At 55.8% G+C, this 25,677-nt stretch carries 22 protein-coding genes and 1 pseudogene; all 23 read left to right on the forward strand.

Going from position 1 to position 25,677, the window contains the following annotated elements:
• Nucleotides 1–2 precede the first annotated feature (2 nt).
• The 23 genes and pseudogenes from trbI (at nt 3) to mobF (ending at nt 25,607) form a co-directional block, all read left to right on the forward strand.
• Nucleotides 3–449, forward strand: coding sequence for a type-F conjugative transfer system protein TrbI (gene trbI / locus EL29_RS21000; protein WP_028715657.1), 447 nt, complete (start codon nt 3–5; stop codon nt 447–449).
• The gene (gene traW / locus EL29_RS21005) at nt 446–1,066 is read left to right on the forward strand and encodes a type-F conjugative transfer system protein TraW (protein ID WP_028715658.1); all 621 of its coding nucleotides are present in this window, start codon (nt 446–448) and stop codon (nt 1,064–1,066) included. The genes trbI and traW overlap by 4 nt, the downstream gene beginning before the upstream one ends.
• On the forward strand, nt 1,063–1,371 hold the full coding sequence (locus EL29_RS21010) for a hypothetical protein (RefSeq protein ID WP_028715659.1): 309 nt from the start codon (nt 1,063–1,065) through the stop codon (nt 1,369–1,371). Before traW ends, EL29_RS21010 begins: the two co-directional genes overlap by 4 nt.
• On the forward strand, nt 1,361–2,077 hold the full coding sequence (locus tag EL29_RS21015; RefSeq protein WP_028715660.1) for a hypothetical protein: 717 nt from the start codon (nt 1,361–1,363) through the stop codon (nt 2,075–2,077). Before EL29_RS21010 ends, EL29_RS21015 begins: the two co-directional genes overlap by 11 nt.
• 22 nt (nt 2,078–2,099) lie before the next feature.
• A complete protein-coding gene (locus tag EL29_RS21020; RefSeq protein WP_028715661.1) occupies nt 2,100–2,828 on the forward strand; it encodes a hypothetical protein in 729 nt (242 codons plus the stop codon).
• A gap of 5 nt (nt 2,829–2,833) precedes the next feature.
• On the forward strand, nt 2,834–3,565 hold the full coding sequence (locus EL29_RS21025; RefSeq protein WP_152548278.1) for a hypothetical protein: 732 nt from the start codon (nt 2,834–2,836) through the stop codon (nt 3,563–3,565).
• Complete coding sequence (locus tag EL29_RS21030) at nt 3,562–3,813, forward strand: hypothetical protein (protein WP_028715663.1); 252 nt, start codon at nt 3,562–3,564, stop codon at nt 3,811–3,813. Before EL29_RS21025 ends, EL29_RS21030 begins: the two co-directional genes overlap by 4 nt.
• A gap of 294 nt (nt 3,814–4,107) precedes the next feature.
• Entirely contained in the window at nt 4,108–4,449 is a 342-nt protein-coding gene (locus tag EL29_RS21035) for a hypothetical protein (protein ID WP_028715664.1), read from the forward strand.
• Nucleotides 4,446–5,438, forward strand: a complete 993-nt coding sequence (traU, locus tag EL29_RS21040) for a conjugal transfer pilus assembly protein TraU (protein ID WP_028715665.1) — start codon at nt 4,446–4,448, stop codon at nt 5,436–5,438. Before EL29_RS21035 ends, traU begins: the two co-directional genes overlap by 4 nt.
• Before the next feature lie 9 nt (nt 5,439–5,447).
• Nucleotides 5,448–6,074 carry a type-F conjugative transfer system pilin assembly protein TrbC gene (trbC, locus tag EL29_RS21045; protein ID WP_028715666.1) on the forward strand — a complete coding sequence of 209 codons (627 nt, stop codon included), beginning with the start codon at nt 5,448–5,450 and terminating at the stop codon, nt 6,072–6,074.
• Nucleotides 6,071–7,936: a type-F conjugative transfer system mating-pair stabilization protein TraN gene (gene traN, locus EL29_RS21050; RefSeq protein WP_028715667.1), complete on the forward strand. Its 1,866-nt coding sequence runs from the start codon at nt 6,071–6,073 to the stop codon at nt 7,934–7,936. Before trbC ends, traN begins: the two co-directional genes overlap by 4 nt.
• Nucleotides 7,933–8,733 (forward strand): type-F conjugative transfer system pilin assembly protein TraF, encoded by an 801-nt coding sequence (traF, locus tag EL29_RS21055; RefSeq protein ID WP_028715668.1) that lies wholly within the window; start codon nt 7,933–7,935, stop codon nt 8,731–8,733. The genes traN and traF overlap by 4 nt, the downstream gene beginning before the upstream one ends.
• A gap of 9 nt (nt 8,734–8,742) precedes the next feature.
• Nucleotides 8,743–9,207 carry a hypothetical protein gene (locus tag EL29_RS21060; RefSeq protein WP_028715669.1) on the forward strand — a complete coding sequence of 155 codons (465 nt, stop codon included), beginning with the start codon at nt 8,743–8,745 and terminating at the stop codon, nt 9,205–9,207.
• Nucleotides 9,204–9,419, forward strand: a complete 216-nt coding sequence (locus EL29_RS21065; RefSeq protein WP_235193329.1) for a hypothetical protein — start codon at nt 9,204–9,206, stop codon at nt 9,417–9,419. The genes EL29_RS21060 and EL29_RS21065 overlap by 4 nt, the downstream gene beginning before the upstream one ends.
• Nucleotides 9,409–10,035: an F-type conjugal transfer protein TrbB gene (gene trbB, locus EL29_RS21070; RefSeq protein ID WP_028715671.1), complete on the forward strand. Its 627-nt coding sequence runs from the start codon at nt 9,409–9,411 to the stop codon at nt 10,033–10,035. The genes EL29_RS21065 and trbB overlap by 11 nt, the downstream gene beginning before the upstream one ends.
• 29 nt (nt 10,036–10,064) lie before the next feature.
• Complete coding sequence (locus tag EL29_RS21075; protein WP_028715672.1) at nt 10,065–10,346, forward strand: hypothetical protein; 282 nt, start codon at nt 10,065–10,067, stop codon at nt 10,344–10,346.
• Nucleotides 10,347–10,483: 137 nt separating this feature from the next.
• On the forward strand, nt 10,484–11,851 hold the full coding sequence (gene traH, locus EL29_RS21080) for a conjugal transfer pilus assembly protein TraH (RefSeq protein WP_028715673.1): 1,368 nt from the start codon (nt 10,484–10,486) through the stop codon (nt 11,849–11,851).
• Nucleotides 11,844–14,780, forward strand: coding sequence for a conjugal transfer mating-pair stabilization protein TraG (gene traG / locus EL29_RS21085; RefSeq protein WP_028715674.1), 2,937 nt, complete (start codon nt 11,844–11,846; stop codon nt 14,778–14,780). Before traH ends, traG begins: the two co-directional genes overlap by 8 nt.
• 24 nt (nt 14,781–14,804) lie before the next feature.
• Nucleotides 14,805–15,374, forward strand: a complete 570-nt coding sequence (locus EL29_RS21090; RefSeq protein ID WP_028715675.1) for a hypothetical protein — start codon at nt 14,805–14,807, stop codon at nt 15,372–15,374.
• Nucleotides 15,375–15,692: 318 nt separating this feature from the next.
• Entirely contained in the window at nt 15,693–16,427 is a 735-nt protein-coding gene (gene traT / locus EL29_RS21095; protein ID WP_028715676.1) for a complement resistance protein TraT, read from the forward strand.
• 328 nt (nt 16,428–16,755) lie between these two features.
• Nucleotides 16,756–17,103 carry a hypothetical protein gene (locus EL29_RS21100; protein ID WP_028715677.1) on the forward strand — a complete coding sequence of 116 codons (348 nt, stop codon included), beginning with the start codon at nt 16,756–16,758 and terminating at the stop codon, nt 17,101–17,103.
• A gap of 115 nt (nt 17,104–17,218) precedes the next feature.
• Nucleotides 17,219–19,744 (forward strand): type IV conjugative transfer system coupling protein TraD, encoded by a 2,526-nt coding sequence (gene traD / locus EL29_RS21105; RefSeq protein WP_028715678.1) that lies wholly within the window; start codon nt 17,219–17,221, stop codon nt 19,742–19,744.
• A pseudogene (gene mobF, locus EL29_RS21110) lies at nt 19,741–25,607 on the forward strand (MobF family relaxase). Before traD ends, mobF begins: the two are co-directional and overlap by 4 nt.
• Nucleotides 25,608–25,677: the final 70 nt, after the last annotated feature.

The raw sequence follows: 25,677 nt of genomic DNA on the forward strand, positions 1-25,677 counted from the left end.
CGATGCAGGATGAAAACACGTTGCCCGTCAGTGAGGGCGGGCAGTCGTCTGGCAATTCACACCAGTCTGACGACACACCTCTTCCCGCAGTGCAGCCTTTCTGGCGGCGATCCGGAGTGCATTACCTTGCCGGAGGGGCACTGATTCTGTTCCTCAGCGCCGGTATCAGCGCTCTGGTAGCCAGTGCCGAAAGGCCTGCCACGGTGGTGTTTGATATGAAGGGGACAATTGATGCATTCAGGCAACAGAGCGCCCTCAACCCCCTCACAAAAGAAGCGGCTGAGGTACTGACAAACCGCTTCAGCAAAGCCCTGGACAACAGTCTCAGTGACTGGCAGCAGCACCATTCAGCCCTGATTCTGGTGAAAGGGGCTGTTGTAAACGGTGCAGAGGATATCACGCCAGAGATTCAGGCCGACATAGCCCGCCAGATGAAGGAGGCACGATGAGAGCGAGGCTGGTTGCGCTGCTGCTCAGTATTGCCGTTGTGTGGCCAGCCGCCGCAAAAGACCTGGGCACGGTTGGCCATCTGTTTCCGATATCCGAACCTGACCTGCTGGATTTTATCGCTCAGCGGCTCAAAGGGATGCAGGACAGCGGAGAGCTGGCAAGGCTGCAACGGGAAGCGGAGGCAAGAGTCAAAGCCCATGCCGTTCGCCCGACGCCGGTTGCAGGGCTTTCGCCCGCGACAAAAGACCGGGTTTACAGTTTTGACCCGACCTTCACGGTAAAGGAAACCATCACAGATATGCGCGGCAACGTCATTGCCCGTGCCGGTGACAAAATCAATCCACTGGACAGGGTGGCTTTCAGTGAGACGCTTTATTTCATCGACGGTGACAATGCGGCGCAGATGGGCTGGGCGGCAAAGCAGATTAAAGGGCAACAAAACGTCAAAGTCATCCTGGTCAAAGGCAACATCCACGACAGCAGTCTGGCGCTTGATGAGCCTGTTTATTTTGATCAGTACGGCACGTTAACAACAAAATTTGGCTTTGAGCATACCCCGGTTCGCATCACGCGTGACGGCCGCACGCTCAGGGTGGAGGAGGTGGCACTGAAATGAGTCACAACATGCGGGATGTAACGACACCCGAACACGTTAAGCGACATGCGACCACGGTGCGTATGAATGACGCCGACAAGGCCGGTCTGCGGCTCATGACGGAGGAACATCCGCTTTACACGGAGTCAGTGATTGTCCGTGCCGCGCTGCAGGTCCTTCTGGCGTTTAACGGCAAAATGCGCAAAGACATTGTCTGGGCGTCCCTGAACGAAGCGGATGTGGCAACAGTACTGCGCCGTGATGGTTTTCTCCAGGAGTCGTTTATCGATCCTGCGTCGCAGAAGGGTGGAAGCTATGAAGGATGAATCGGCCCATGCCCTGGCAGAGGGCATCAGACAGGCTGTTACTTCGGCCTATGACCCGCCTCAAACGGTGGCGGGAATGCCCGTTCTACAGATACAGCAGCCCGGTTCACTGCCCGAGGCTGTGGACGCACCTTTTCTTCCTGATGGCGTAACGGTCTGGTCGGTGCTGCTCACAATGGTGACGGGTTACGTTATCGGAACGCTTACCGGGAAAGTACTGAAGGCTGTGCATACCCGGCTGCAGCCTCCGAAGCAGGAGATGACTTACGACCTTCCGGTCGAGAAAACCGGGTGTTATCCGCTGGGGAGTCTGAACATGGCGGCGTGTATGGCTCAGAGCGAGAACGCGCGGCTCTGGCAGCATCTGCTGGCCGCTTATGGCGGGGCGCTGGAGGATGAGGGCCACAGGTTGCGCAGAAACGAGCGTCTTAAGGTGTTACTTCCTGATGATGTGCAGTTAAGGGTGGGGCTGAAAGTCGTCGGTGCCCGTCACCGCTATTTCACGCCGTTTCTGGGCAGTGAGCATGAGGAAAAGCTGCAGACCCAGGCGTCAGAAGAGGGGTATGCGCACAGCTGGGCGGCTTCCTGCCAGAGGGCTGCGGAGGCAGCAGGCTGGTTCGTCACACTGAAAGGTGATGCCTTTCCGGCCTGCCATGACGCGACGAGGCCCCCGGAAGAGGCTGCGTTCGGGGCGCACCAGATCTGACCCATGAACCGGGAGGCACCAGGTGGAAAAACTTCAAGTGCTGTATGTCGCGGGTGGGCTTCCCTTAACCCTGTGGGTAGCCTCAAAAGTCAGAAGAATCATACGCAGGCGAACGAACAAAGCGCTGGCACTGCGCGCAGCCGGACGAAACGCATCACGGCATACTGAAGCAGAGACAGTCATTACACCGCGTTCGTTTATAACACAGCGCGATGTGCATTCGGGCTGGCTGCAGGAGGCATGGCCACTGCAGCAGGTCAGCATCCTCTGCTGGGGCTCGCCGGGTACGCTGCAGCGGGAAATACCTGATGGCCTGCGCCAGCTTGCCCGCTCACTCAGAAAGGAAAGAGGAACATTTACGGGTGGAAAACTGGGCAAAGAGGGGGTTTTACGCTGGCAGATGGAGTCTGATATCACCGCAGACAACCCCTCATTTTTTGGTCCCGACTCTTTCGGGGGCAGAGCGCAGCCCGGGGCCTATACGCAGGTTTTCGGTCCTTACATGCCGATGCCTGACAGAGAGGCAGTGGTGGTTCTGCTGCAGGGTACACACCAGACAGCCCCTGAAACGCTGCCGCATTTTCTGCGATCCGTGGCAGAGCAGATTGAAAAAGGCATCCTCCAGTATGGCGTTAACGACGGTTATACCGGCTGGGCTTTTATTTCCTGTCCATCAAAAAAAGCACGCTCCTCGCATCTGGCCGGAACTGACGATGACTGGATGGCCGGAACTTCGTTGTATCAGAGGTGATGATCATGACACATGAAATATATCTGGTATTCGTGATGGTACTGTTTACCGCAGTGGTAAGCCTGTTACAGAAGTACAGGCAGACAGATAAGCTGAGAGAAGCACTGAACCGAAAAGAAAAGGCAATTCAGGGGTTTTATACCGATCCGGAGAAAATGAACGAGTTAAGGCGTCACTGGATAAGGCTTGAGGGATGTGAAGAGGACAGGAAACTCAGCAGGCTGGCAGAAAGCATCGGGACAGATGTCGGATGGTATAAGCATGCCTGGCCACTGCGGCAAATCAGCCTGGACGTAGGGGTAACGCCCGGAACCCTGACGATGGCTGTACCGGACATGCTGCGCAGAATCCCGGTATCACAGCTGTGTTCGCCGGGAGAAGAACTGAGGCGATTATTCTCAGACCACAACATGACCGTATGCATTATGGCCAGGACGGTCACAGACAAGCCTTCTTACTTTGGCAGCGCGGGGTGTGGCGGTCACGTCGAGCCAGATGTGTGGACAGAGGTATTTGGTGAACAGACTGACAAACCTGACCGGGAAAATGTGAGGGTACTGCTGCAACTGACGCGCCACGGTGGAGAGGGAGAAACAGGCTGGTTCCTTGAACAGACAGCCAGCCGGATTGAACAAGGCCAGCTGGCTGCGGGCGATCATGATGATGAATGCGGCTACGCCTTCCGTGTTTATCCGTGCAAGGCAGAGCAGGCCTCAATAAGGAGCCCTGAGTCATGATTGTGGTAAAGCTCCTTCTGGTGACAGCAGGTATTGCAACCGTGCTGTGGATGTTCTGGATGATGATTTTCGGTAAAAGCGCACCCGACTTGCAGGCAGACACGTCCCGGACCCGTAAAGCAGGTGATGACAGCAGCATCACGTCGGTCGTAATGATGAGCGACTCGGGCAGTGGAGGGTATGACGGAGGCTGTAGCGCATCCGATGCCGGCGGCGACTGCGGTGGCGGTGACGGAGGCAGTCACTGAGTCTGACTCATCCTGCCTCCCTGCATTTTATGCGGGCTGAGCCTCTTATGGCCTGCTGACACAACTTTCTTAACCGGAGTTCAAATTATGGACAGGTACAGCATTGTAATGACCCTGGTACTGGGCGTGTTTTTTGCCAGCCTTCTGGTCAAAAAGCATTTCGCGTGAGCGTCTGAAACCTTCCTTCCCGCTGCATGCAGGCTGTTCGTTCCTCGCCCTGCTGTGGTACGCCTCAGCCTGCATTTCGCGGGCAGGCCTGACTAACTGACACTCTCCGTAACCGGAATATCTTCTATGAATAATGTCGCTGAAATTTCGGCGCACGAAGTCGTGCGCGATCGCTGGGGACACTGGACCCATCCTTTTTATTATTCCCCACCAGAGGACAGAGAGTTTGCGCTGCCCGGTGCATTTAATGACTGGCTTAAAGCAAACAATCTGAAATCAGCCACGTCGTGGATGGAAAATGAGGTGGAGGAAAGGCAGATGAATCGATTCTGGAAAACCGGTGACTGCAGTGACTGGACTCCGGCTAAACCGCCCGGAGAAGGCTGGTTTACCGGCAGTATCCATGATACCGACGACGGCCCGGTCTGTGTCTGGCTCCGTCCACTGTCGGACAGGACGGACGAATGAAACGATTATTACTGGTCCTGTGTCTGCTGCTGTCAGTGACGGTCGTAAGGCCTGCAATGGCTGGAGGGAGTAACGCCGGGGATGGCCGGTGGGTGAATCCCATCAGCGACGTCTGCTGGAAATGCCTGTTTCCCATGACGCTCGGCAGTATTCAGCTGGCGTCAGGCGCACACCCGGATACACCCAATCCATCGATGCCGATTCAGTTGTGTCCCTACGGCATCTTTTACCGTCTGGGGCTGGCCATCGGATTCTGGGAACCGCTTGCGCTCACCGACGTTACGCGTGAACCGGGCGTGATGGTGAACATGGGCGGCTTCAAAATCGACCTGGGCCGGACCGGAACGGGCCGTGCCGGTCAAAGCGATTCACCCACGCCCGGCAGCTTTTATCACGTTCACTGGTACAAGTATCCGCTGCTGTTCTGGCTGAACATCATCACCAGTGAAGGATGTATGCAGACCGGCGACATGGACATAGCCTATCTGTCGGAAGTCGATCCGCTCTGGAACGACAGTACGCTCTCTATGATCATCAATCCGGAAGTGGCGCTGTTTAACAATCTGCTGGCGCAGGGGGCCTGTGCAGCTGATTCCATTTCATCCACAGCAGGCATGCCGCTTGATCCGTTGTTCTGGTGCGCGGGGGCGCAGGGCTCGATGTACCCCTTTACGGGCTATACCAGCAACGAGTTTTCCCCCCTGGAGGCATCACTGCTGGTGACGGAGCGAATGGACTTCAAGCTGCACCGGGAGGGGCTGGTGATGGAGACGGTCGGGGCTGACGTAGCTGTCTGCTATGAATATCCGTCCCCGATCATCCCAAAATCGCGCTGGCGTTATCAGATGGTCAATATGTATCCCGAACCCAGCGACTGCCATCCGTTTGGCACCTCGACGCAGCTGTGGGGCAGCACTCATAACACCCCGGCCACGAAGAAGAACTTCGGCTGGCTGCTCTGGCGAAAGCGCAACTGCGTTTATCTGTAAGGACTCATCATGAACATTTCTCTGAGGGCACTGATCATCAGCGCCGCGCTGTTTTATGCCTGTGCGTTGTCCGCAGCGGAGCAGCCCACCGTATCAGGTGACAATCTGGCATACATGAAACAGCAGCAGCAGGAGCTGGAGCAGTTTAAAAAGCAACTTGAAGGCGCAAACATTGCGCTGCCTGACATGCAGCAAAACCGCGTGACTCAGTTCCAGAACGAGATAGCCGCGTCTCAGGCAGAGCAGAACAGCGCGGACCGCCCTGTGCCGCGCGCGGTGTATTTCGTGAGCCTGGGCATTCCGGAGGAAGGCCTGGTGCTCATGCTGCAGGATGCACGGCGTTTTGGTATCCCGGCGACCATTCGCGGTCTGCTCAACAACGACTTTCATAAGACGGCCGAAGTCATGGTTGAACTCTCCAAAAAGGACAAGAAAGCCGGTGTCCAGATTGACCCAACGCTTTTTCAGCAGTACGGCATCAAAGCGGTACCGGCACTGGTGGTGACCTGCGGGAAAAATTTCGACGTCATTTACGGCAACCTGGAACTCAGTCAGGCACTCAAAGAAATTCAGCAGCGCGGCGATTGCGGCTCCGTCGCGGCGCAGCTGCTGAGAGAAGGGGAAAAGGGGCGATGAAACGGTTATGTCTTCTGGCGTTTCTGCTGCTCACCGGCATACGCGGTGCTTACGCTGATGCCAACAGTGATGCCTTCAATGATGCGAGTAACTTTGGTCAGAATAATAAAAATCAGGGCACCTCGTCCGCCAGTGGAACTGACCCGTCCTCGGTTATCCCTGGCTACACTCCGAACCCCTCACAGAGCAGTAACTACGGCGGCGTGCGGGGCGGAGACGGCGGCATTGCCGACAAAGGTCAGACGTCACTCAGTCAGAATGACGCCGGTCAGGCGGTGAATGATTCCAGCACCAAAAACCCCTCGCCGAAAATTGACCCGAACGCCGACTTTATTCAGAACGGCAAAAACGCCGAGGCAAACGGGGGCAGCATTGTTGACGGCACCAACGCTAACTGCAGCGAAAAGGTCGTTTCTAAATCGGTATTTGAGAACTACAGCTGCGACAGAGACATCAATCAGATTCAGACCTGCGCACGCACCGCAAGCATCCAGGTGACCGGCTCTAAAGAGACCTACACCACTCAGTTTGTCATGGATGCACGAAACGCACCGGCTAACCACGAAGCCAACTGGTGGCTTCGTTATGACTATACCGTACCGGATGACGGCACGTTAACGAGCGGCTCCTGGGAGTTTCTGCTTCCCAGAGCCCCGGATTATCACGGTGACCGCCTGGGCTATACCATGCGGGCTTTTGGCACCTCTATTACCACCAAATACAACTATTCAGGCGCTTTCAACATCAGCCCGCAACGCGTTTCAAAGGGCCAGGTCGTGTCCATGTATATCCATTACGACACCGACGGCCACTACGAAGAAGCACGTGATGGCAACGAAAGACAATTTTCAAACGGCAGTCTGATTTTCCGCATTCATCTGCAAATGAGCGCAGAACGCGACACCACCTCCTCGCGCGTGGTCTGGACCGAAAGCTGCCCTTTTGACAAGTCACAGTCAACAGGCAGCGCAGGCACACAGTGCGTGGACCCGGGCGGGAACCGGACCATTACCCAGAACGGCCGGGATTACACCCAGTACAGCGACTGCTGGCAGTACTCAGACGCTTATGTCGTGCCGGTTAACTCGACGGGCAACTGCGACCAGCTCATGAACAACCGCAACTGTACCCTGGCAGGTAAAAGCTGTTCACAGACCTACGGAACTGCCTGCATTCATGAAAATGACACCTACCAGTGTCAGACCACTTACACCTCACAGGGCCTGCTGTGCGGCGGCCAGTATTTCTGTCGCTCCGGCGACTGCAGCGACACGGACGGCACGGGTGACAATGGTTTTGATATGTCGATTTCCAAGCTTGCCGGTCTCGCCTCTGCAGGAGATGACGTAAAAAAAGGCAGTCAGACGGACATCCGTGCCTTTACCGGTCAGCCGATGTCGTGTCGCAAGGCTGTTGCAGGATTCTCTAACTGCTGCGTGGATACCGGCTGGGGCAACAGTTCCGGACTGGCGAACTGCAACAGCGAGGAGATGGCCATCGGCAAGGCAAAGGCTAAAAAGGTCACGGTTTACGTGGGCGACAAGTGCGATCACGCCGTGCTGGGCGTCTGTGTCCAGAAAAGTCAGGTTTACTGCGTCTTTGGCGGCAAGCTGAGCCGCATCATTCAGGAGCAGGGGCGGCGTGACCAGCTGCACGTGGATTTCGGCAGCGGTGATTCGCCGAACTGTCGCGGGATCACCGTGCCGGAGCTGCAGTCCATCAACTTTGACCTGATTAACTTCCAGGACTTCTACAGCGACCTCATGGCCAACCAGAAAATCCCGGATTCGTCCACGATGGTTCAGCAGGCTAAACAGCGTATCGCTGCTCAGGCAGCGGCACAAAACGGAGGCAAAAAATGAAACGTCTGCTGCTTGCCTGTCTGCTGATGGCAGGGGCTGCGCCGGTACTGGCAGATGATGCGCAGAGTGCCGACGCCGTAATCACACCTGCAGCGCCATTTACCGGCTGGCACTGGTATAACGAGCCCAAAAAGAAGCCGGAAACGCCTGCGCCGAAAGTTAAACCGCCGCAACCCGGTGTGCCGGATTTCAGCAGGTTAACCCCTTCCGAGCAGGCTGATGTACTTAAGGGATACACGAAGGAGGCGCTTAACAACGCCATTCTGCATCCCTCTGCTGAAAATACCGCGACGTTTCTGCGCTGGCAGAAGTTCTGGACCGACCGGGCTTCGATGTTCAGCCAGTCGTTTGCCGTGGCGCAGCTTGATCATCCGGACCTCGATTACAACCTGGAGCATCCGCACTACAACAGTACGGCACCGTTGCAGCAGGCGCGGGACCAGGAGGAGCAGAACGACGCCATTAAAAAACTGTCCGGCGAATACGGTCTTTTCTACTTCTACCGCGGGCAGGACCCGATTGACGCGCAGATGGCTGGCGTAGTGGCAGATTTTGCCAGACTCCGGCATATCTCGCTGATACCGGTCAGCGTGGACGGCACCGTTTCTCCCCAGGTGCCAGACAGCCGGACTGACGCCGGCCAGACCGCCAGAATGGGAATAACCCATTTTCCCGCGCTGTTTCTGGTTGACCCTAAATCGAAGAATTACCGGCCGCTGGCCTACGGCTTTATGACCCAGGACGACCTGGCGAAGCGTTTTCTGAACGTAGCCACCGGCTTTAAACCCAACTTCTGAGGACTTCCTATGTTACTGCTCTCTCCCGCGTGGCAGGGACGGGTTACGGCTGTGCAGCGGCTGGCAAACCTGACGCTACGGACGTTTGTGATTCATCCGGCGATGTTTTTCTTTTTACTCTTCATTTTTTGCGCAAATGAGACCGGAAGCGGAGGGCTGATGCTTCTGCATTGGGCTGAAGAGGCGGTGCGCGATGCAGCTGCCGGACAGGTATGGACCTGCAAGTCGCAGGACGTGCCTGAGCCCACTGTGCCAGCTGACTTTCCTCCGCAGTCCCGAAATGACGTGACAGCAAGGTCTGAGCTACCGGAGGCCCCTCCGTCTGAATGTGTAAAGGTCGCTGAAAGTCGTGAAACCTGGATTGTTCAGGAAAACAACCTGCTTCGGGAACTCTACTTAACCAGCGTGATGATTTCAGTGTTCGCGAGTTACTCCGCTCACTATTTCCGCCGCCGTAATAATCGAGGTAAATGATGCAACGACTTCCGCTGATTGCCGCGCTGTTTATGGCGGGCATTATCTGTAACTGTCTTCGCCAGTTACTTAACTGGTCTGTAACCGTCACACACGATGTTCTCGTCATTCTCAGCAGCCTTTATCTCGGTATGACGGCGATGTTAGTCATTTATGAAATTATCGTTTACCGGCGCACAGGGCGTGGGAGTGGAGGTCACAATGAGGCTTAAAAAGCTGCTCGTTATGATGATGCTTTTTGCGCCGGTGATGGCGCAGGCGACGGTGGCCGATGAGATTGCCGCGCTTGAGCGTTTGAAAGCAAAGCAGGGCCCACAGTTGCCGGATCTGGGTATACCCGGCTCGCAGCGCGCGCAGGGGCATGTAAACAGACCGCCCAGTATGGTTCAACTGGCTGACGGTCGTCAGGTCAACATTAATGACTATGCTGTGGTGGTCTTCATGCAGCGTGGGTGCCAGTACAGCGCAAAGTTCGATCCCAAGCTGAAAACCTGGGCGGATGAAATGGGCATCAAAGTGTATCCCTACTCGCTCGACGGGTATGGGGACGCGTCTTTTCCGGTCGCGCTGATACCCCGTAAAGCCGGTCCAAATGAACCCATTGCCGGTGAAATCCTGACCTTTTTCGGTAATGGCCTGCCAATAGCCACGCCGACAACGTTTATGGTCAACGTCAATACCAACACGGCCTATCCGCTTTATCAGGGCGATACCGACATGGCCACCATGAGCCAGCGCCTTTCTCAGATGATTGAAGCGGATATCGATCACCTTCCTCCGGACACGCTGGGGCCGGTTCCCAGCAGCGGCTCGGTTACCCCTCAGTAACGCAGCGGCATCGCCGCCCAGGGATAAACATGACTGAAGAACCACTGACGCTCACCAGACTGGAGAGCGTGCTGTTGCTTGTTTGCGCCTCATTTCTGGCCGCATCAGGTCTCTATGCCTGGCTTGTCTGCGAATTTACCGATGGCGGCTTACTCATTCTCAGAGCCGGAGCAGGGGAGGGGCTGCTGAGCGCTGTGCGTGATTTCCCGCTGCTTTTCCTGCTCTCACTTGCCGGAGGCGCAGGCAGTGGCGCGCTGATAAGCATCACGCTGCGCCGCCAGGGATTTATGGACCATGAGAACCAGCGATGACAAGTAATGACATGCCCGTCTGTGTATTGCGGGCTAAGACACTGGCTGCTCTGAGGCAGGAACCTTATGAAAAAAAATGACATGCAGTTTGTTAATCAGCTGGTAGTTGTGATGGCTGCTAACGGAGAACAGAAACAATGAAACTCAGGCAGATCTTTCTTTCTACCGCTGCGGCACTGTTCATCTGCGCGCCTGCACTGGCCGACGTGCAGGGCGATCTCAACGGTTATTTTGGCAGTCTGGGCTTTGACGGTAACGTCTCAAGAGCGCAGGCATGGCAGGGACAGGCCGCAGGCTATGTTACCGGTGGTTCAGTCTACCTGCGTAATCAGGTTAAACAGGTTCAGCTTATCTCTATGCAGGTGCCTACGCTCAATGCGGGCTGTGGCGGAATTGACTCTTACCTGGGGGCGTTCTCTTTCATCAATGGTGCCGAACTGCAGCGCTTCGTGAAACAGATCATGAGTAACGCTGCCGGCTATGCCTTCGACCTGGCGCTCCAGACGATGGTGCCCGAACTCAAGCAGGCCAAAGACTTTCTGCAAAAGCTGGCGTCGGATGTTAACTCCGCAAACATGAGTTCCTGTCAGGCCGCTCAGGGCATCATCGGCGGGCTTTGGCCGGTAACGCAGGTTTCAAACCAGAAAATCTGCCAGGACATTGCCGGCGAAAGCAATATCTTCGCAGACTGGGCCGCATCACGGCAGGGATGCACGGTTGGTGGTCAGGGAGATAACGTCACAAACCGCGCCCCGGATAATGAAAAAGATCAGGTGCTCAAAAACAAAAACCTTATCTGGGACGCCCTGGGCCGTAATCACCTGTTCGACGGTAATAACGAACTCAAAGAACTGGTGATGAGCATCATCGGTTCTATCGTATTTAACGCTCAGGGCCAGGTGACAATCCTCACCCCAATGGTGGATAACCGCGACGTTATCACGGTTCTCATGAACGGCGGCACCGCAAAAATTTACGGCTGTGACACGATGGACGTCTGCCTGGGCCCTACGGTCGCGACCGTGAACATCAGCAGTGATGCCGCACTGGTTTCCCAGGTGCGCAAGCTGATGCTGTCGATTGACGGAAAACTCAGTTCAGATTCACCGCTGACCGATCAGGAAAAAGGCTTCATCAACACGACGTCAGTGCCGGTACTTAAATATCTGACCAACTCGCGCAGCATGGGCATGAGTCCGACCTACCTGGTACAGGTGGCTGACTTTATCGCGCAGGACATGATGATCCAGTACCTGCAGGAGCTGGTCAAGCAGGCAAGTCAGTCTCTCGCCGGCAGAAACTATCCGGAACAGGCCGCAGGGGAATTGCGGGGCAACGTTCTGACTGCGCAGTCGCTGCTCGCACAGATGAAACTCCAGTCCACTGCAGACCAGAATGCGCTCGACGGCATTGACCGCAACATGCAGTACCTGCAGCAGCAGGTTTCAACCATTATCTCAACGTCTTACCAGAGTAACTACCAGTGGGGAACGGGCAATGACTGAAGTCTGGACCATCTATGGCGGTGACATGTGGCGGCAGGTGTTCAACGGTGTGGTGACCATTATCGGTTCGGACACCTATGACACACTGAAACGCATTGTCGGCCTGTTTGGGGTGCTGGGTGTGATGGCCAGCTTTGTTAAATCGCGAAATCCGATGGTGTTCCTGCAGTGGTTTGGCGTGTTCTTTCTCATTACGTCGGTGCTGCTCGTGCCAAAACGCAGCGTGCAGATTCATGACATCACCGATCCGGCCGCCGTCTACGAGGACGATAATGTGCCAGCCGGACTGGCGGCAATCGCAGGGCTGACGACCGCACCGGGATTTGCCGTTGCTCAGTTGTATGATTACAGCCTGGCGCGGCCTGACTCGCTCACCTACACCAAGACCGGCATGCTCTTTGGCTCCCAGATTGTTGCGCAGTCGTCCGATTTCCGGACGCTCAATCCGGATCTGGCGCAGTTGCTTCCCGATTACGTCGAGAACTGTGTGATTGGCGATATTATGCTGAACAACAAGTACACGGTTAACGACCTGTTGCACAGCAGCGACCCTCTGACGCTTATCACCAGTCAGCCGAGTCCGTTGCGCGGCCTTTACCAGAATACGGGCAACGGGAAGGTGTTTGTGACCTGCCAGCAGGCTGCTGCGTCCATCAAAACACTGGTGAGCCGTGATATCGTGCCCGGTGCTGATACTCTTCACTCTGTTGCAACCCGTCTTTTCGGGAACAAAGTGAATGCGGATTCCATGCTGATCAATGCGATGAACGACAGTTACGGTTTCTTCTATTCCGGCGGGCTTACGGCATCGCAGATCATGCGCAATAACATCACTAATGCGGCTATCCGTGACGGCTGGAAAGGATTTGCGGCGCGTTCCTCCGATACGTCTAACCTGCTGAATCTCGCGACAGAATCAAGCCTGACCAAGCAGCGTATCAGCTGGGGGGCGGGCGGCGTTATCGCCACGCGGACGCTGCCGATGTTCCAGTCTCTGATGATGCTGATACTGATAGCACTGTTTCCGCTTGTTATTGTGCTGTCGCTGGTTAACCACAGCATATTCGGCCTTAACACGTTGAAGATGTATGCAGGTGGGTTTCTGTACTTTCAGATGTGGCCAGTTATGTTTGCCGTACTCAACTCGCTGGCCAACTTCTATCTGCAGACGAAAACCGGTGCGACACAGCTGGTACTGGCAAATATGGATCAGGTGGCGCTTCAGCATTCCGATGCTGCCAACATCGCAGGCTACCTCAGCATGTCGATACCGGTATTGTCATTCTTTTTGACAAAGGGTGCGGCTTCCATTGCCTCGCAGGCGGTAGGCGGGGTACTGAGTTCAGCGGCATTCACAACGAGCGGTCAGGCTTCAACAACCGCAGACGGCAACTGGTCCTTTAACAATATGTCGATGGATAACGTGAACGCCAACAAGTTTGACACCAATATGGCGCAGCGGTCCGGCCAGCAGTCGTTCCAGACCAGCAATGGTGCCACACATACTCAGACGGCTGACGGGCATAACGTTTATGACACCAGTGGTGCCATTTCAAATCTGCCTGTGAATCTTAAGCTGAGTTCTCTGGCAAGCAGTGGCTTCTCCGAGCAGTCTCGACAGGCACAGCAGGAAGCCCAGACGGCACTGGATGGTTACAATCACAGCGTAACCAGCGGTTATCAGCAACTGGAGCAGTTTAACCGTCAGAGCGGAACCAGCGACTCTATTACGAAAGGTAGCGATAACAGCGTGAGCAGTAATGAGAGCAGGGGTATGAGCCAAATGCAGTCTGCCGTGGAAAGCTATGCAAAATCGCACAATATTTCGCAGGCTGAAGCCTTTAACAAACTGATGGATGTTACAAATCAGGGTGGGATGGGAGCTGGAGCAAGAGGATATGTGAAATTTGATAGTGGCGACCAACTGGCAGGGAAGTTCGGCAAGTGGGCATCTGGATTAAGTGTTGGAGCGGAGGGGAACATAAATGCAGACTGGCGGCATACATCCGGTAGTTCACATGGTACTCAGGACAGCCATACAGAGGGACGCGATAACAGGCATGACCAGAGTAGTCAGGACGCGAAAGACTTTAGACAGGGAATGGAAACGGTCATCTCTACCCGTCTGAGCGAGTCTGGAAGCCATACTAATAACGAGTCAGATTCAAAAATTCAACAGTTTGCAGCCACGCTTAATGATGCGAAAAGTCAGTATCACCAATACACGGACAGCAGTACCCGTAGTCAGGAATTCAGCCGTATGGCCACGCTGGCTCAGAACCAGAGCGCAAGTTTGGACGCCAATTACAATCAAGAGTTTGTGGATTGGACTACGGCTAAGTACGGAAGTGATGCGCAGCACGTACTGACCAACGTCAATACGGCTCAGGCTGCCGCCACCGAGTTCATGAAAGAACGTCTTGAACCTGAAATCATGCAGAATTATATGGGCAGAACTGAGCAGGCAACATCTCAGCCTTTAACACCCTCTGGCTCTCTTGAGGTTTCAGGGAATAATGGCAGAAGCGGTAATACGATTCAGGGGCGTTCAGAAAGAAATGTTGTTGGCGGCCACGAGGCTGGGACGTCTTTAATCAGCGGCGATTATCAGGCTGGTGTAGACCGTATCAACCAACAAGCTGGTTCTTTAAGTAGTCCTCAAAATATTGCTGATAAGCTTGCAGATAGAAACTTTGAGAATACGGGAAAAATTGGACAAATTGACGGAGAAATAAGCAAAAATAAAAGCACTGTTCAGGCATCCAGTGATATACTTAGAAGCGAACATCAGGGTGCTGTGAAGAGCCAACAAATCGGACGAACGGAAGAAGATATAAAACAGACTAAACCTGTTTTTGATGCACACGAAACGGATGAGCTTAAGGCTAAACTTGAGCAACTAAGAGCCCAGCAAAAAAATGCCTCATAAATTAATCTGAGTGGGAGAGGGATTATGGCAAGTTTAACGACAGCAGATGTCAATGCAGATTTAGATATGCTTACTAATACCTTTTCTTCAGGTAAGCGCATAATTCCCTCAAATACTGATTTGTTGAAGGCATGTTTTTATGTACCTGCAATATCTGTCCTTCTGTCGTTGTTAAGTACGTTCTCAATCTTTTGTTTCGAGTTTGCGAAAGAAATGTCATTGAGTCACTATTGGGATTTTCTAATGACAGATGGATGGGCGGTTATATTACCAACCGCAATAATAGGTTTGTTTTTCGCCTTTATGGCTTACAACAACCTCATCATGTACATGACCATTCCGGCTGAGGTTAGAGTTAAGTCTCTTATCTTAAGTCATTTGAAAAGAGTTGTGCAAAAAACTGTATTTCTGTTTTTAACATGTATGTTCATCTCATCAGTAACTGCAGGGTTTGTTCCTTGGTTTGCTTTCGGTGTACCAGCTTTGGAATTTGCCTTGCTATTCGTAATCAATATTGTTATTGGTTCTGAAGTAAATCGTCTGGGCGCAGGAGTTGCACTCGAAAAAGTCAGTGCCTTACTGAAAAAGATCTAATTATGTTGTGACCTGCTCTAAAGTCATTATCAATAGATATTTCCTTTCAAGCCGGGCGGCCGCCCGGTTATTTTTATTCTTAAATGCCAAATCTTTTATTTTTGCAGATAAGTTTGATTTAAGTCATGAGAACATTTCTTGATTAAAAACCCGTTACATCCTCACAATGCTCTGCATAATTATAAGCAAGCAGATGTTCTTTAAATAAAACCAATGTCTCCTGCCTCTGAATAAAGTAAGTGACAGGACTAAAAAACTCCTCTGGGAAATTATGTCGGGCATTCATGCTCATTTTTTTCGTTTAACAAGGATACTGAAATGAAAAAGCGTTCCCTCTTTGTGGCGGCGATTGCTGCTGCATGTCTTGTGCTGTCCGGGTGTGGTGCGATGAGTACCGCTATCAAAAAAAGAAATCTTGATGTAAAAACGCAAATGAGTCAGACAGTCTGGCTTGATCCGTCAAGTAATAAAACCGTTTGGCTGCAGGTGCGCAATACTTCAGATAAAGATATGGGCGACCTGTACGGCCTTATAGGGCAGGATGTTCAGGCTAAAGGCTATACCCTCACTTCAAGCCCGGATGCAGCCAACTACTGGATTCAGGTCAACGTACTGAAAGCCGATAAAATGGATTTGCGGGAAGCGCAGGGATTCCTGAACAGCGGTTATGAAGGTGGCGCAGCTGGAGCAGCACTGGGGGCCGGCATCACAGCTTATAACGGTAATTCAGGCGGCGCTGTTCTGGGGGCTGGCCTTGCAGCAGGATTGATTGGTATGGCCGCAGATGCGATGGTAGAAGACGTTAACTACACAATGGTAACCGACCTGCAGATTTCAGAGCGCAGTAAAGCAGCTGTCACCACCGATAACGTAGCTGCTCTTCGGCAGGGTACATCCGGCATCAAATTGCAGACCAGCAGCGAACAGGGTGACCGAATGAAATATCAGACGCGTGTGGTTTCAAACGCCAACAAGGTAAACCTTAAATTCGATGATGCCAAACCTGTACTCGAAGCCCAACTGGCAAAATCTGTCGCAGGTATCCTGCCTTAATCTGAGTACCTGTATAGCATTGCTGAGTTCTTTCAGAGTGTTCAAACGCCGACACTGAGAACTCTGCAAAAAGACACGAAACAGGCATACACCCGAGGAAAATAACAGACCTTCTTTCCTGGCAACCGGGTGTATGCCGCCCCTTCTGATGACATTCCTGAATTAAAGCACCCGTGTTTTGTAACGGTGCGTTCGTGCCTCATGGCTGAACTGGTGACATTTCGCCTCCTCGCGCCGGTTCAGCGGACCCGGCGACTGCGGCGGGCGCTGCATACTCTCAATTTCACCGATGTTTCCTGACTCTCATATCCCTTAACAAGGAGCTCTTATGCTGCAATTTTCTGGTGTGGTACGCACAGCTGTAACCTGGTTTACCCTGTTCCTCGCCTGGAGTGCGCTGGTGTTATGCCAGTACGGCCAGCCAATGATTCAGTTCATCATGACGCACAGTGACTTCTTTACATATGATCTGGCCATGCGAAGTACACAAAACGGTCTGATGCCGGAGGGTATGATCGCCTTTCTGATGGCGCTGCTGACGCTGACGGCCGGCGCCGTGTTGTCGGTACTGACGCTGCTCTGCTGGAATATTTTCTTTGCCGCCTGCGGCCTGCCTGTTCTGGCTGGATGCTGGCTGCTTAAGCGGACGGGTTTCATCCGCAAAATTCCGGGCTGACTCTGTAAACATCTTTGCCGGATGTCCCGGTCCGGCGCTTCCTTATCCCAGTAACCCTACAACCCGCTCCTTTTAAACGGGGCGGGACACTTCTGCGTGTCTGCCGGAGTTTCCCATGAGTTTTACGCCAAAAAATCTTACCCAGGGTGGCCAGATTATGGCTTACCGCCTGCGTATGTTCGCGCAGGTGAGTAACTGGATTTTCCACTGGATGTTACTGTTGTTTATTGCCTCTACGGCGCTGCTTTTCTGGCTGACCACGCCCGATGACGTGATGCGAAATGGCTTCTGGTACTGGGCTGCATGGCCGACGCATTCGCTGATGGGACTCAGTCCTGCCAGCGCTACCGCGACCTGGGACATTACCTGGCACTGCGGAGATGGTACGCAACTGTGTAAGGTGAAAATGACGCCAGAGCAGTTGCTCTCCGATGCCTGGATGCAGGGGATGGGAAATGCCTTTCTGGCCAGCCTCCGTTTTGTGGCCACGGTCTGCGGTACCACAGCATGCCTGCTTTACTGCCTGATTGCCTGGTACGTAGGGTACAAAGGCAAAAAAGAAACCGAGGATGAGTTTATATCCGGAATGGAGCTTACGGATAACCTCAAAGTTATTAACCAGCTGCTGAAAAAGGCCGGGGAAAAGTCGGATCTGCAGGTGGCCGGGCTGCACATGGTCCGCAATGCCGAGATCATGAATTACCTGATTCACGGCACCGTCAACGTCGGGAAATCCACCATTATCCGTTGGCTGCTTGATTACATCCGCAAGCGGGGTGATCGCGCCATCATTTACGACTCGGGCGGTACGTTTGTCGAAACGCACTACGACGAACGCGTGGACAAAATCCTGAACACGCATGACAGACGCTGCGAAAACTGGGTGCTGTGGCGTGAAGGCCGCGAGGTCGTGGATTACGAGAACATGACGGCCGCGCTGATGCCGGTTGAGGGCGACTCGGACCCGTTCTGGGTGTCCTCATCACGGACCATCTTCAGTGATACGGCCATGCAGTTTGCATCTGACCCGAATCGCAACATTGAAAAATTCCTGAAAACCCTGCTGTCCATTGACCTGAAAAGCCTGCGTGAATTCCTGAAGAACACGCCCTCGGCCAACCTGGTTGAGGAGAAAATCGAAAAAACCGCCATCTCGATACGCTCGGTTCTGACCAACTACGCCAAGTCGCTGCGTTACCTGCAGGGGCTCGACAAGGAGGGTAAACCCGAGTTCAGCATCCGGGAATGGATGACAGAGAAGCAGTATGACAACAGCTGGCTGTTTATTTCCACCACGGCCCGTCACCGTAAATCTGTCCGACCGCTGATAACGATGTGGCTTTCGCTGGCCACGCTGTTTATTCAGAGCATGGGCGAGGACAGCAAACGCCGTGTATGGATTATCGGCGATGAAATTCTGGGCCTGCAGAAACTCCCGGATCTGGGCGAAACGCTGGCCGAGGGCCGTAAGTTCGGTGCCTGTTTTGTACTGGGTATTCAGAACATGCCCCAGCTGATTAACGTCTACGGGCGCGAGATGGCCAAGTCCATTTTTGACCTGCTGAACACGCGCTTTTACGGCCGTTCACCCAGCGCCGAGGTGGCAAAGATGATCGAGGAGGACCTGGGCCATCAGCGCCGGCGTGAAGCCCGTGAGCAGAACAGCTTTGGTCTGGCGCAGGAGCGTGACGGTATTTCCATCAGCAAGGACAAGGTCAGGGAGCCGGTTGTTGATTATGACCAGATCATGAAGCTGCCCAACCTGCGCTTTTACGTGCGTATGCCGGGCGAGTATCCGGTAGTGAAGCTCAGCCTGAAGTACCGCGAACAGAAGAAATATCATCCTGCGCTCATCGAGCGCGACTTCAGAGACAACCTCAGTCCTGAACTGGAAAAAATCATCAGCCAGAACGAGCGTGACGCTGTCGGGCTGGGGCTGCGCTTTCCGACCGGCGATGAAATCCTGGAGGGAACCATACACCCGCCGCTGGCATCCGTTGCTGCTGAGTCAGGGGCGGAAGTCAGGCAGCCTGCACCTGTTGCCGCCAGCGTCACGCCTCTGCCTGCACCGGGGCAAAACCCAGTACCCGTCCCTCAAAAAGCCCCGTCAGCGGAACCTGCTGAGATTCTGGCTGAAAGTCTGCTGCCTGATAACGTCCGGGCATTTCCCGGTCGTGGAGCAGCAGCTTCACGATCTGCACCGGCCGTAAGGCCCGTCGCCCGTCCTGAGCCTGACGTGCCGGCAGAAAAAACCGCATCAGTACCGGCAGCGAAAGTAGTTGCCGCGCCCGTACCCCCTAAACCACCGGTCAAAACGACCAGTGCGCTCGACATCCTGGCCCGCCGGGCAAATCTGCCTGCCAACACGGATGACTCCGCGACGGCTGAGGAGGGTACGCAGGGCGAAGCGCCAGAGCTGAACATGGTGGCGGAAAAAGATGATGCAGGGCAGCTCACTGTGCAGACGGCAGGACACAGTAAAGGCGTGCATGACAGCCGGGAGGAGGCCTACGCGGACCAGTACCGGCAGGCAAACTACCGCATGGCTGACGATGAAAAAAACATCCTGCACCACCGTGAAGATTACGAGGCCTGGCAGGAAATGGGCGAACATCATGACCACGGAGATTATGAGCGATGATGACCGTTCGCCCCGGTGGCGTCCGCCCGCCGATGCTGCCAGTTACTACAGCAGCAAAGATAACTACTATTTTCTCGATGACCTGGAAAGTCAGTGGCTGGGTGAGGGCGCGCGCGAGCTGGGCCTGGAAGGCCCGGTTGACCTGCAGACGTTTACGGACGTGCTGCATGGCAAGCTCCCCAACGGAACGGAGCTGGGCAAAGAGGTGCAGGGCGCGCACGTCCACCGTCCGGGACATGACCTGACGTTTTCCGCCCCTAAAAGCATCTCCATGCTGATACTGGCCGGAGGCGACAAACGCCTGCTGGAGGCACATCACGAGGCGGTGAAAGAGGCGCTGGGGGTGATTGAAAACCTGATAAGCGTGCGCAACACCCGAGACGGTATTACCCGCATCGAACCGACCGGCAAGATGGTGGCCGCGCTGTTCACGCATGACACCTCGCGCAACCTCGATCCGCAGATTCACACCCACGCCGTTGTGGTGAACGCCACTGAACATGAAGGCAAATGGAAAGCCCTGTCCACCGACTACATCCACGGAACCGGGTTCATTGAGACGATTTACAAACACCAGGTGAAGTTTGGCCAGATTTACCGCAGTTCTCTGAAGGGAAAAACCGAAGCGCTGGGTTATGAAACGGAGCTGACCGGCGGACCGCATGGCCTCTGGGAGGTTAAAGGCTTTACCGAAACCGTACTGGAAGAGTTCTCTTCACGGCACAGGGAAATTCATGGCAGCGTGGGGGAAGATGCCAGCCTGAAAAGCCGTGATGTGGCCGCGCTCGACACGCGCCAGCGTAAACAGTCGCTTGACCGCTACGGTGAAGGCGACACCCTGCCGGCAAAGAGTCCTGACGACGTCGCGAGGCACGGGCCTGACGGGGTTTCACCGGAACGTGGCATAAAGGTGGAAAGCGCAGTTCAGCAGCCAGAGTCCGGACAGGCAGAGGTGGTCAGCGGCAAAAACGCGGAAATCCCGGTTAAGACCCCTGCATCCGATTCCACAGAAAGGCACACGGACGTTCAGCAGAAAGCTGGTCCGCACGCAGACGCTGCCGGTAAGGCTGCGCCGGAACCGGAGCAGGCAGGGACGGCTGAGAAGACCGTCACCGCAGCGCCGGACAAAGCGGAGCCGGTCGATACGGGACCGGCACGGGACATCTCTGCCCCCGGCAATGAGCCGATTGTCAAACCTGAAACCGAAAGGGGCCGCAGTCGCCTGCAGGCGCGCTGGCAGCGGCAGATGGACGATCTGGGCTTTGACATTAAACAGGTCGTCAGCGATGCCCGGGCGCGTGAGACTGTGCAGTCCGGCCCTGAAGCTCCCCTGCGCACCGATGCCACAGAGGCCGTCCGGGAAGCCATTTCCGTACTGAGCGACAGCCAGACCCGCTTTACGTATGGCGATCTGCTGGTGACTGCCTTCAGCGCAGGGCAGCACGAAGAGAAAATCCCCGATCTGAAACGCGCCCTGGATAAGGTGATCAGCAGTGGCGAACTGGTGCCGCTGGATGCGGACAAGGGCGTATTCACCTCCCGCATACACCTGCTTGACGAACTGTCGCTGCAGTCTGTTGCGGGCAGTGCGGTCAGAGAAAACGTGGTGGCCAGCTTTCGCGCGCCGAAAGAGCCGGTGCCCGCCCGCTTTGAGAAAGCGATGCAGGCACCGGTGGCCATCCTCAATGCCCCTTCATCAGCGCTGCGCCAGCGGGAAACGGCAGAGCAGCTGGTGACAATGTCACGCGCTCACGGACGTGACGTGATGGTCATGGCCGCCTCTGCCGAGCGCGCCCTGTCACTCGGCAAATCCGGGCTGCTGAAAGACAGCCTGATGCAGCGCAGCCGGATACTCGGTAACGGCTTCAGCCTGGCGCCTCAGAGTACGCTCGTGGTAGACGGCGCAGAGAAGCTGAGCCTCAAGGAGATGCTTGTGCTGACTGGCGAGGCGCTGGAGAAGAATGCCCAGCTGCTGTTCCTTGACGGAGCGGGCCGCACGGCCGCAACCAGTGCGCTGTCTGTCCTGGAGCAGTCGGGCGTCCCGCGTCTGTCACTCAGCGAGCCGTCGCCCGGACTGGCAGCCCGCGTTATCAGTATTGCTGACAAACGTGACCGCTATCAGGCGCTGGCCACGCGCTATGCCGAACTGAGCGGGCCGGAGATGACGCTGAGCGCGACGGTCGCAGGCGAACGTGAGCAGCAGCATCTGAACGGCCTCATCCGGTCGGCGCTGAAAGACGCCGGTAAACTCGGTCAGGAAGAGGTCTCCGTGGAGGCCCGTATTCCGGTTTTTACCACGGCCAAAACCCGTCGTCTGGTAAACACCTACCGGCCCGGGCAGGTACTGGAAGATCGCTCGGACAAAAATGAGACGCGACATTACGTTATAGAGCGTATTCACGAAGACACCCGCCAGCTGTCGCTCATCGATACTGACGGCGTTGTCAGCGTACAGGATATCCGGACCCTGACGGGAGACTGGCGGCTGTTTGACCGCGAGACGCTGCCGGTCTCTGCCGGTGAAAAGCTGTTTGCCGTGGCCGGCGATAAAGCGGCTGGCCTGAAGGCACGCGACCGTCTGACGGTGGAGTCCGTCAGTGAAGGTCAGATTACCGTCCTGCGCGACGGACAGAAAAAGCCGGTGACCCTCGAAAGCGGCCGCGCGCTGTACCTGACCCACGCCTACGTCGCCGCGCCCGGCAGCCTCGATAACGATCGCGGGGTGGTGCTGGCCAGCCTCAACGGGCGGGATCTGACGGCGAACATGATGAACACCCTGGCGCGCAGCGGCCATGAAGCGGAAATCTTCACGGGCGAGCCGCAGGCCCGGGCGGAAGACCGCATTGAACGGATGCGGTCGGTCCGCACGCCGCTGTCGCTGGTCCGCGAGATGAGCGGTAAAGACGACGCCACGGAGGCCGTGACGGCGCTGAAAAGCGGCGTACAGACTGACCTGCAGAAGGCGTTCACGCGCGCCGTGGCCCAGATGCGCGACGTGGCCTTCACCGAGGTTGAGTTGCTGAAGGAGGCCATGAGCTTTGTGCCCGACACACCCGGACTGCAGCAGATGCTACGACAGCAGGTGGCGGAGAAGGCGCTGATTCGCGTGTCGGTTGACGGTGAGAGCCGCTATGTGGCGCGTGCCACCTGGGAGATGGAAAAGGCTATCGTGGCTGAAATTGCGGCGGGAAAAAATGCCGTGCCGCCGCTCATGGAGGCCGTGCCTGCGTCACTCACCGCCGGGCTGACCGGCGGGCAGGGTGAGGCGACGCACCTTATCCTCGGAAGTAAAGACCGGTTTATTGCCATACAGGGGTATGCGGGCACCGGTAAAACCACTCAGTTCCGGGCGGTAACGTCGGCGCTTGATACGCTGCCTGAGCATGCCCGCCCGCAGGTTATCGGACTGGCCCCCACGCACCGCGCGGTGAAGGAGATGCGCAGCGTCGGCATCGAGGCCCAGACGCTGAAATCGTTCATCGTGGACTGGCAGAAACGCACGGCGGAAGGCGAAAGCGTCCGTTATGAGAACACGCTTTTCCTCATTGATGAGTCATCGATGCTGGGAAACCAGGACACCGCGGCGGCTTATCAGGCTATTTCATCAGGCGGGGGCCGGGCAGTCTTGGTCGGGGACGTCGCGCAGTTTACCTCTCCCGAGAGCGGTGCGCCTTTCCGGCTGGTTCAGGAGCGCAGCCCCATTGACGTTGCCGTGATGAAAGAGATTGTCCGGCAGCGCGATGAAAACCTGAAATCTGCGGTTTACAGCGCGATCGAGAACAAGGGAGCCGCGGCCATTGAAAAAATCATGCAGGTGCTTCCTTCGGTGGTGCCACGAGCAGAGCAGGTGGTTCTGCCTGCCCGTTCTGTTGTCGAAACCCAGGCACCGGTGGAGGCCATTGTGGCGGACTGGACAGGGCGCACACCCGCCGCACGGGAAAAGACGCTTATCATCGCGCAGCTGAACGAAGACCGTCGCGCCATTAATCAGGGCATTCATGACAGGCTGACTGAACTGAAGGAGCTGGGTGAGAAGGCCGTTACCGTGCCGGTGCTGTCGCGCATCACGGGCGGGCGTCATGACTTCAACCGCACGTCGGCCTGGAGTTCCGGTCAGGTGGTAAAGGTCAACGACAGCTATCTCAGCGTGACGGCGGTGGATTCGGGGATAAACCGGATCGTCCTGCGGGACGAAGGCGGCAGAACGCACTTTTATTCTCCCGCCGAGCTGAACGTGACGGAAATCGAGGTTTTCGAGCGCCAGCATATTGAACTGCGGGTGGGAGACAGCGTGCGCATGAACAAAACGCAGAAAGCAGCCGGCCACGCTGCGCATGAACAGTACCGGGTGCAGGCGCTGCGGGAGAACGGCGAGGTGGTGCTGAAGAATGCTGCCGGCGAAAAGGTGATTGAACCGGGCACCGTGACGGCCGATCAGCATCTCGACTATGCGTGGGCGGTGACCGGCTACGGCGCACAGGGGGCCAGTGCAGATTTTGTCATTGCGCTTGAAGGGACTGAGGGCGCGCGTCAGCGCATGAGCGGAATGCGGGCATTTTACATCAGCCTGTCCCGCGCGGTCGATCATGTGCAGATTTACACGGACGGTCTGTCAGACTGGCTGAACACGCTGCAGAACAGGGACAGAGAGCCGGAGACGGCGCACGATGCGCTCGATCCACAGCCAGAACGCGCCCAGGCGCGGCTAGTATGGGGGATGGGTAAGTCACTGTCCAAAACGGCAATCGGGCGGACGTTCCTGCGTGAACAGGGGCTGAAGCACAATCCCGTCACCGCGCGTATTGTTCCGCCCACCAGGAAGTATCCTGCGCCCCATCTTGCCCTGCCTGTCTTTGACGGGAACGGCAAAACGGCTGGCGTCAGCCTGTATCCACTTCAGCCTGATAAGGGCCTGAAGGTGGCCGGGAACGGCAGGGATCTGTTCACAGATGGTGCGCAGGCGGCGATATTCCAGAAAAGCCGTAACGGACAAACGCTGATTGTGATGTCTCTTGAGCAGGGCGTGGAAGCAGCGCGGAGATACCCGGAGACGGGGGTGGTCCTGCAGACCGGCCGCAAAACGCCAACGGCGCAGTTGCTGAAGGTGGCCGGTGGCCATCCGGAACGCTCCTCACGTCCGGATGCGGCGCTGGTCAGTCTGGTGCGGGCTGAGCTTCAGGATATATTTAAAAACCTGCCTGCTGACGGCCCTGTCCGTGATGATACGGCGTCGCTGCGTGCTGCCCTCGCTGCCCTGGACAAGGCGCTCCCGGCGTCGTTAGTCCGGCCAGCGGAAGACAGGGCAGAAAAACAGGCACTCGCAGATCTGCAGAGCCTCGCGAAGCAGATTGCGGCGGAAGCGACGGCGAAAGCACTTGCCCGTCTTCCGGAAGCCGAAGCCGGTGAAAAAGGTGCCCTCAGTGCCGCGTTGCTTGCACGGGTAACGGAAGCCGTCAGGCTGCAAATCCCGGCGCTGCCGGGTGAAAAAGAGCCCGACTATGCCGGACTTGTCCGTCAGGCCGCCAGTGCCATACCTGCACAGGACGGGAATAAGGCCGGCATCGTCAGAGCCGTGATCAGCGCCCTTGCAGACGGTGGCCTGCCGTCAGATATCCGAATCGCTGCAGGTGAAACGGGGGCCGGAAACATCCCGGCGGCGATCATCCGGAAAGTCACTGAGGAACATGACCGGTCCGTACAGCCTCCTCAACGGATGCCGGACGGCCTGACAGAGCGCTCAGTCGCCAGTGCGGCCCGTGAAATGGAACGGCAGAACCTGCTTAACCTGCCGGCGGAACCACGCGGCCGTGAGCGCAGTGAGCCTGTGCCAGAGATAACCCGTAACATCCAGAAAGAGCGTTAATCACCCTGTGGGCCAGACGACACCTGGCCCCTTTATCTTCCATCTGCCCCACTTATCGGGGGCAGGTCAA

Origin of the sequence: Pantoea ananatis LMG 2665 (assembly GCF_000710035.2) — a bacterium.
GTDB lineage: Bacteria > Pseudomonadota > Gammaproteobacteria > Enterobacterales > Enterobacteriaceae > Pantoea > Pantoea ananatis.

Bases quoted from the DNA above. Each gene is read 5' to 3' on its own strand.
- trbI (WP_028715657.1), top strand. From the start codon at position 3: ATGCAGGATGAAAACACGTTGCCCGTCAGTGAGGGCGGGCAGTCGTCT.
- traW (WP_028715658.1), top strand. From the start codon at position 446: ATGAGAGCGAGGCTGGTTGCGCTGCTGCTCAGTATTGCCGTTGTGTGG.
- EL29_RS21010 (WP_028715659.1), top strand. From the start codon at position 1,063: ATGAGTCACAACATGCGGGATGTAACGACACCCGAACACGTTAAGCGA.
- EL29_RS21015 (WP_028715660.1), top strand. From the start codon at position 1,361: ATGAAGGATGAATCGGCCCATGCCCTGGCAGAGGGCATCAGACAGGCT.
- EL29_RS21025 (WP_152548278.1), top strand. From the start codon at position 2,834: ATGACACATGAAATATATCTGGTATTCGTGATGGTACTGTTTACCGCA.
- EL29_RS21030 (WP_028715663.1), top strand. From the start codon at position 3,562: ATGATTGTGGTAAAGCTCCTTCTGGTGACAGCAGGTATTGCAACCGTG.
- EL29_RS21035 (WP_028715664.1), top strand. From the start codon at position 4,108: ATGAATAATGTCGCTGAAATTTCGGCGCACGAAGTCGTGCGCGATCGC.
- traU (WP_028715665.1), top strand. From the start codon at position 4,446: ATGAAACGATTATTACTGGTCCTGTGTCTGCTGCTGTCAGTGACGGTC.
- trbC (WP_028715666.1), top strand. From the start codon at position 5,448: ATGAACATTTCTCTGAGGGCACTGATCATCAGCGCCGCGCTGTTTTAT.
- traN (WP_028715667.1), top strand. From the start codon at position 6,071: ATGAAACGGTTATGTCTTCTGGCGTTTCTGCTGCTCACCGGCATACGC.
- traF (WP_028715668.1), top strand. From the start codon at position 7,933: ATGAAACGTCTGCTGCTTGCCTGTCTGCTGATGGCAGGGGCTGCGCCG.
- EL29_RS21060 (WP_028715669.1), top strand. From the start codon at position 8,743: ATGTTACTGCTCTCTCCCGCGTGGCAGGGACGGGTTACGGCTGTGCAG.
- EL29_RS21065 (WP_235193329.1), top strand. From the start codon at position 9,204: ATGATGCAACGACTTCCGCTGATTGCCGCGCTGTTTATGGCGGGCATT.
- trbB (WP_028715671.1), top strand. From the start codon at position 9,409: ATGAGGCTTAAAAAGCTGCTCGTTATGATGATGCTTTTTGCGCCGGTG.
- EL29_RS21075 (WP_028715672.1), top strand. From the start codon at position 10,065: ATGACTGAAGAACCACTGACGCTCACCAGACTGGAGAGCGTGCTGTTG.
- traH (WP_028715673.1), top strand. From the start codon at position 10,484: ATGAAACTCAGGCAGATCTTTCTTTCTACCGCTGCGGCACTGTTCATC.
- traG (WP_028715674.1), top strand. From the start codon at position 11,844: ATGACTGAAGTCTGGACCATCTATGGCGGTGACATGTGGCGGCAGGTG.
- EL29_RS21090 (WP_028715675.1), top strand. From the start codon at position 14,805: ATGGCAAGTTTAACGACAGCAGATGTCAATGCAGATTTAGATATGCTT.
- traT (WP_028715676.1), top strand. From the start codon at position 15,693: ATGAAAAAGCGTTCCCTCTTTGTGGCGGCGATTGCTGCTGCATGTCTT.
- EL29_RS21100 (WP_028715677.1), top strand. From the start codon at position 16,756: ATGCTGCAATTTTCTGGTGTGGTACGCACAGCTGTAACCTGGTTTACC.
- traD (WP_028715678.1), top strand. From the start codon at position 17,219: ATGAGTTTTACGCCAAAAAATCTTACCCAGGGTGGCCAGATTATGGCT.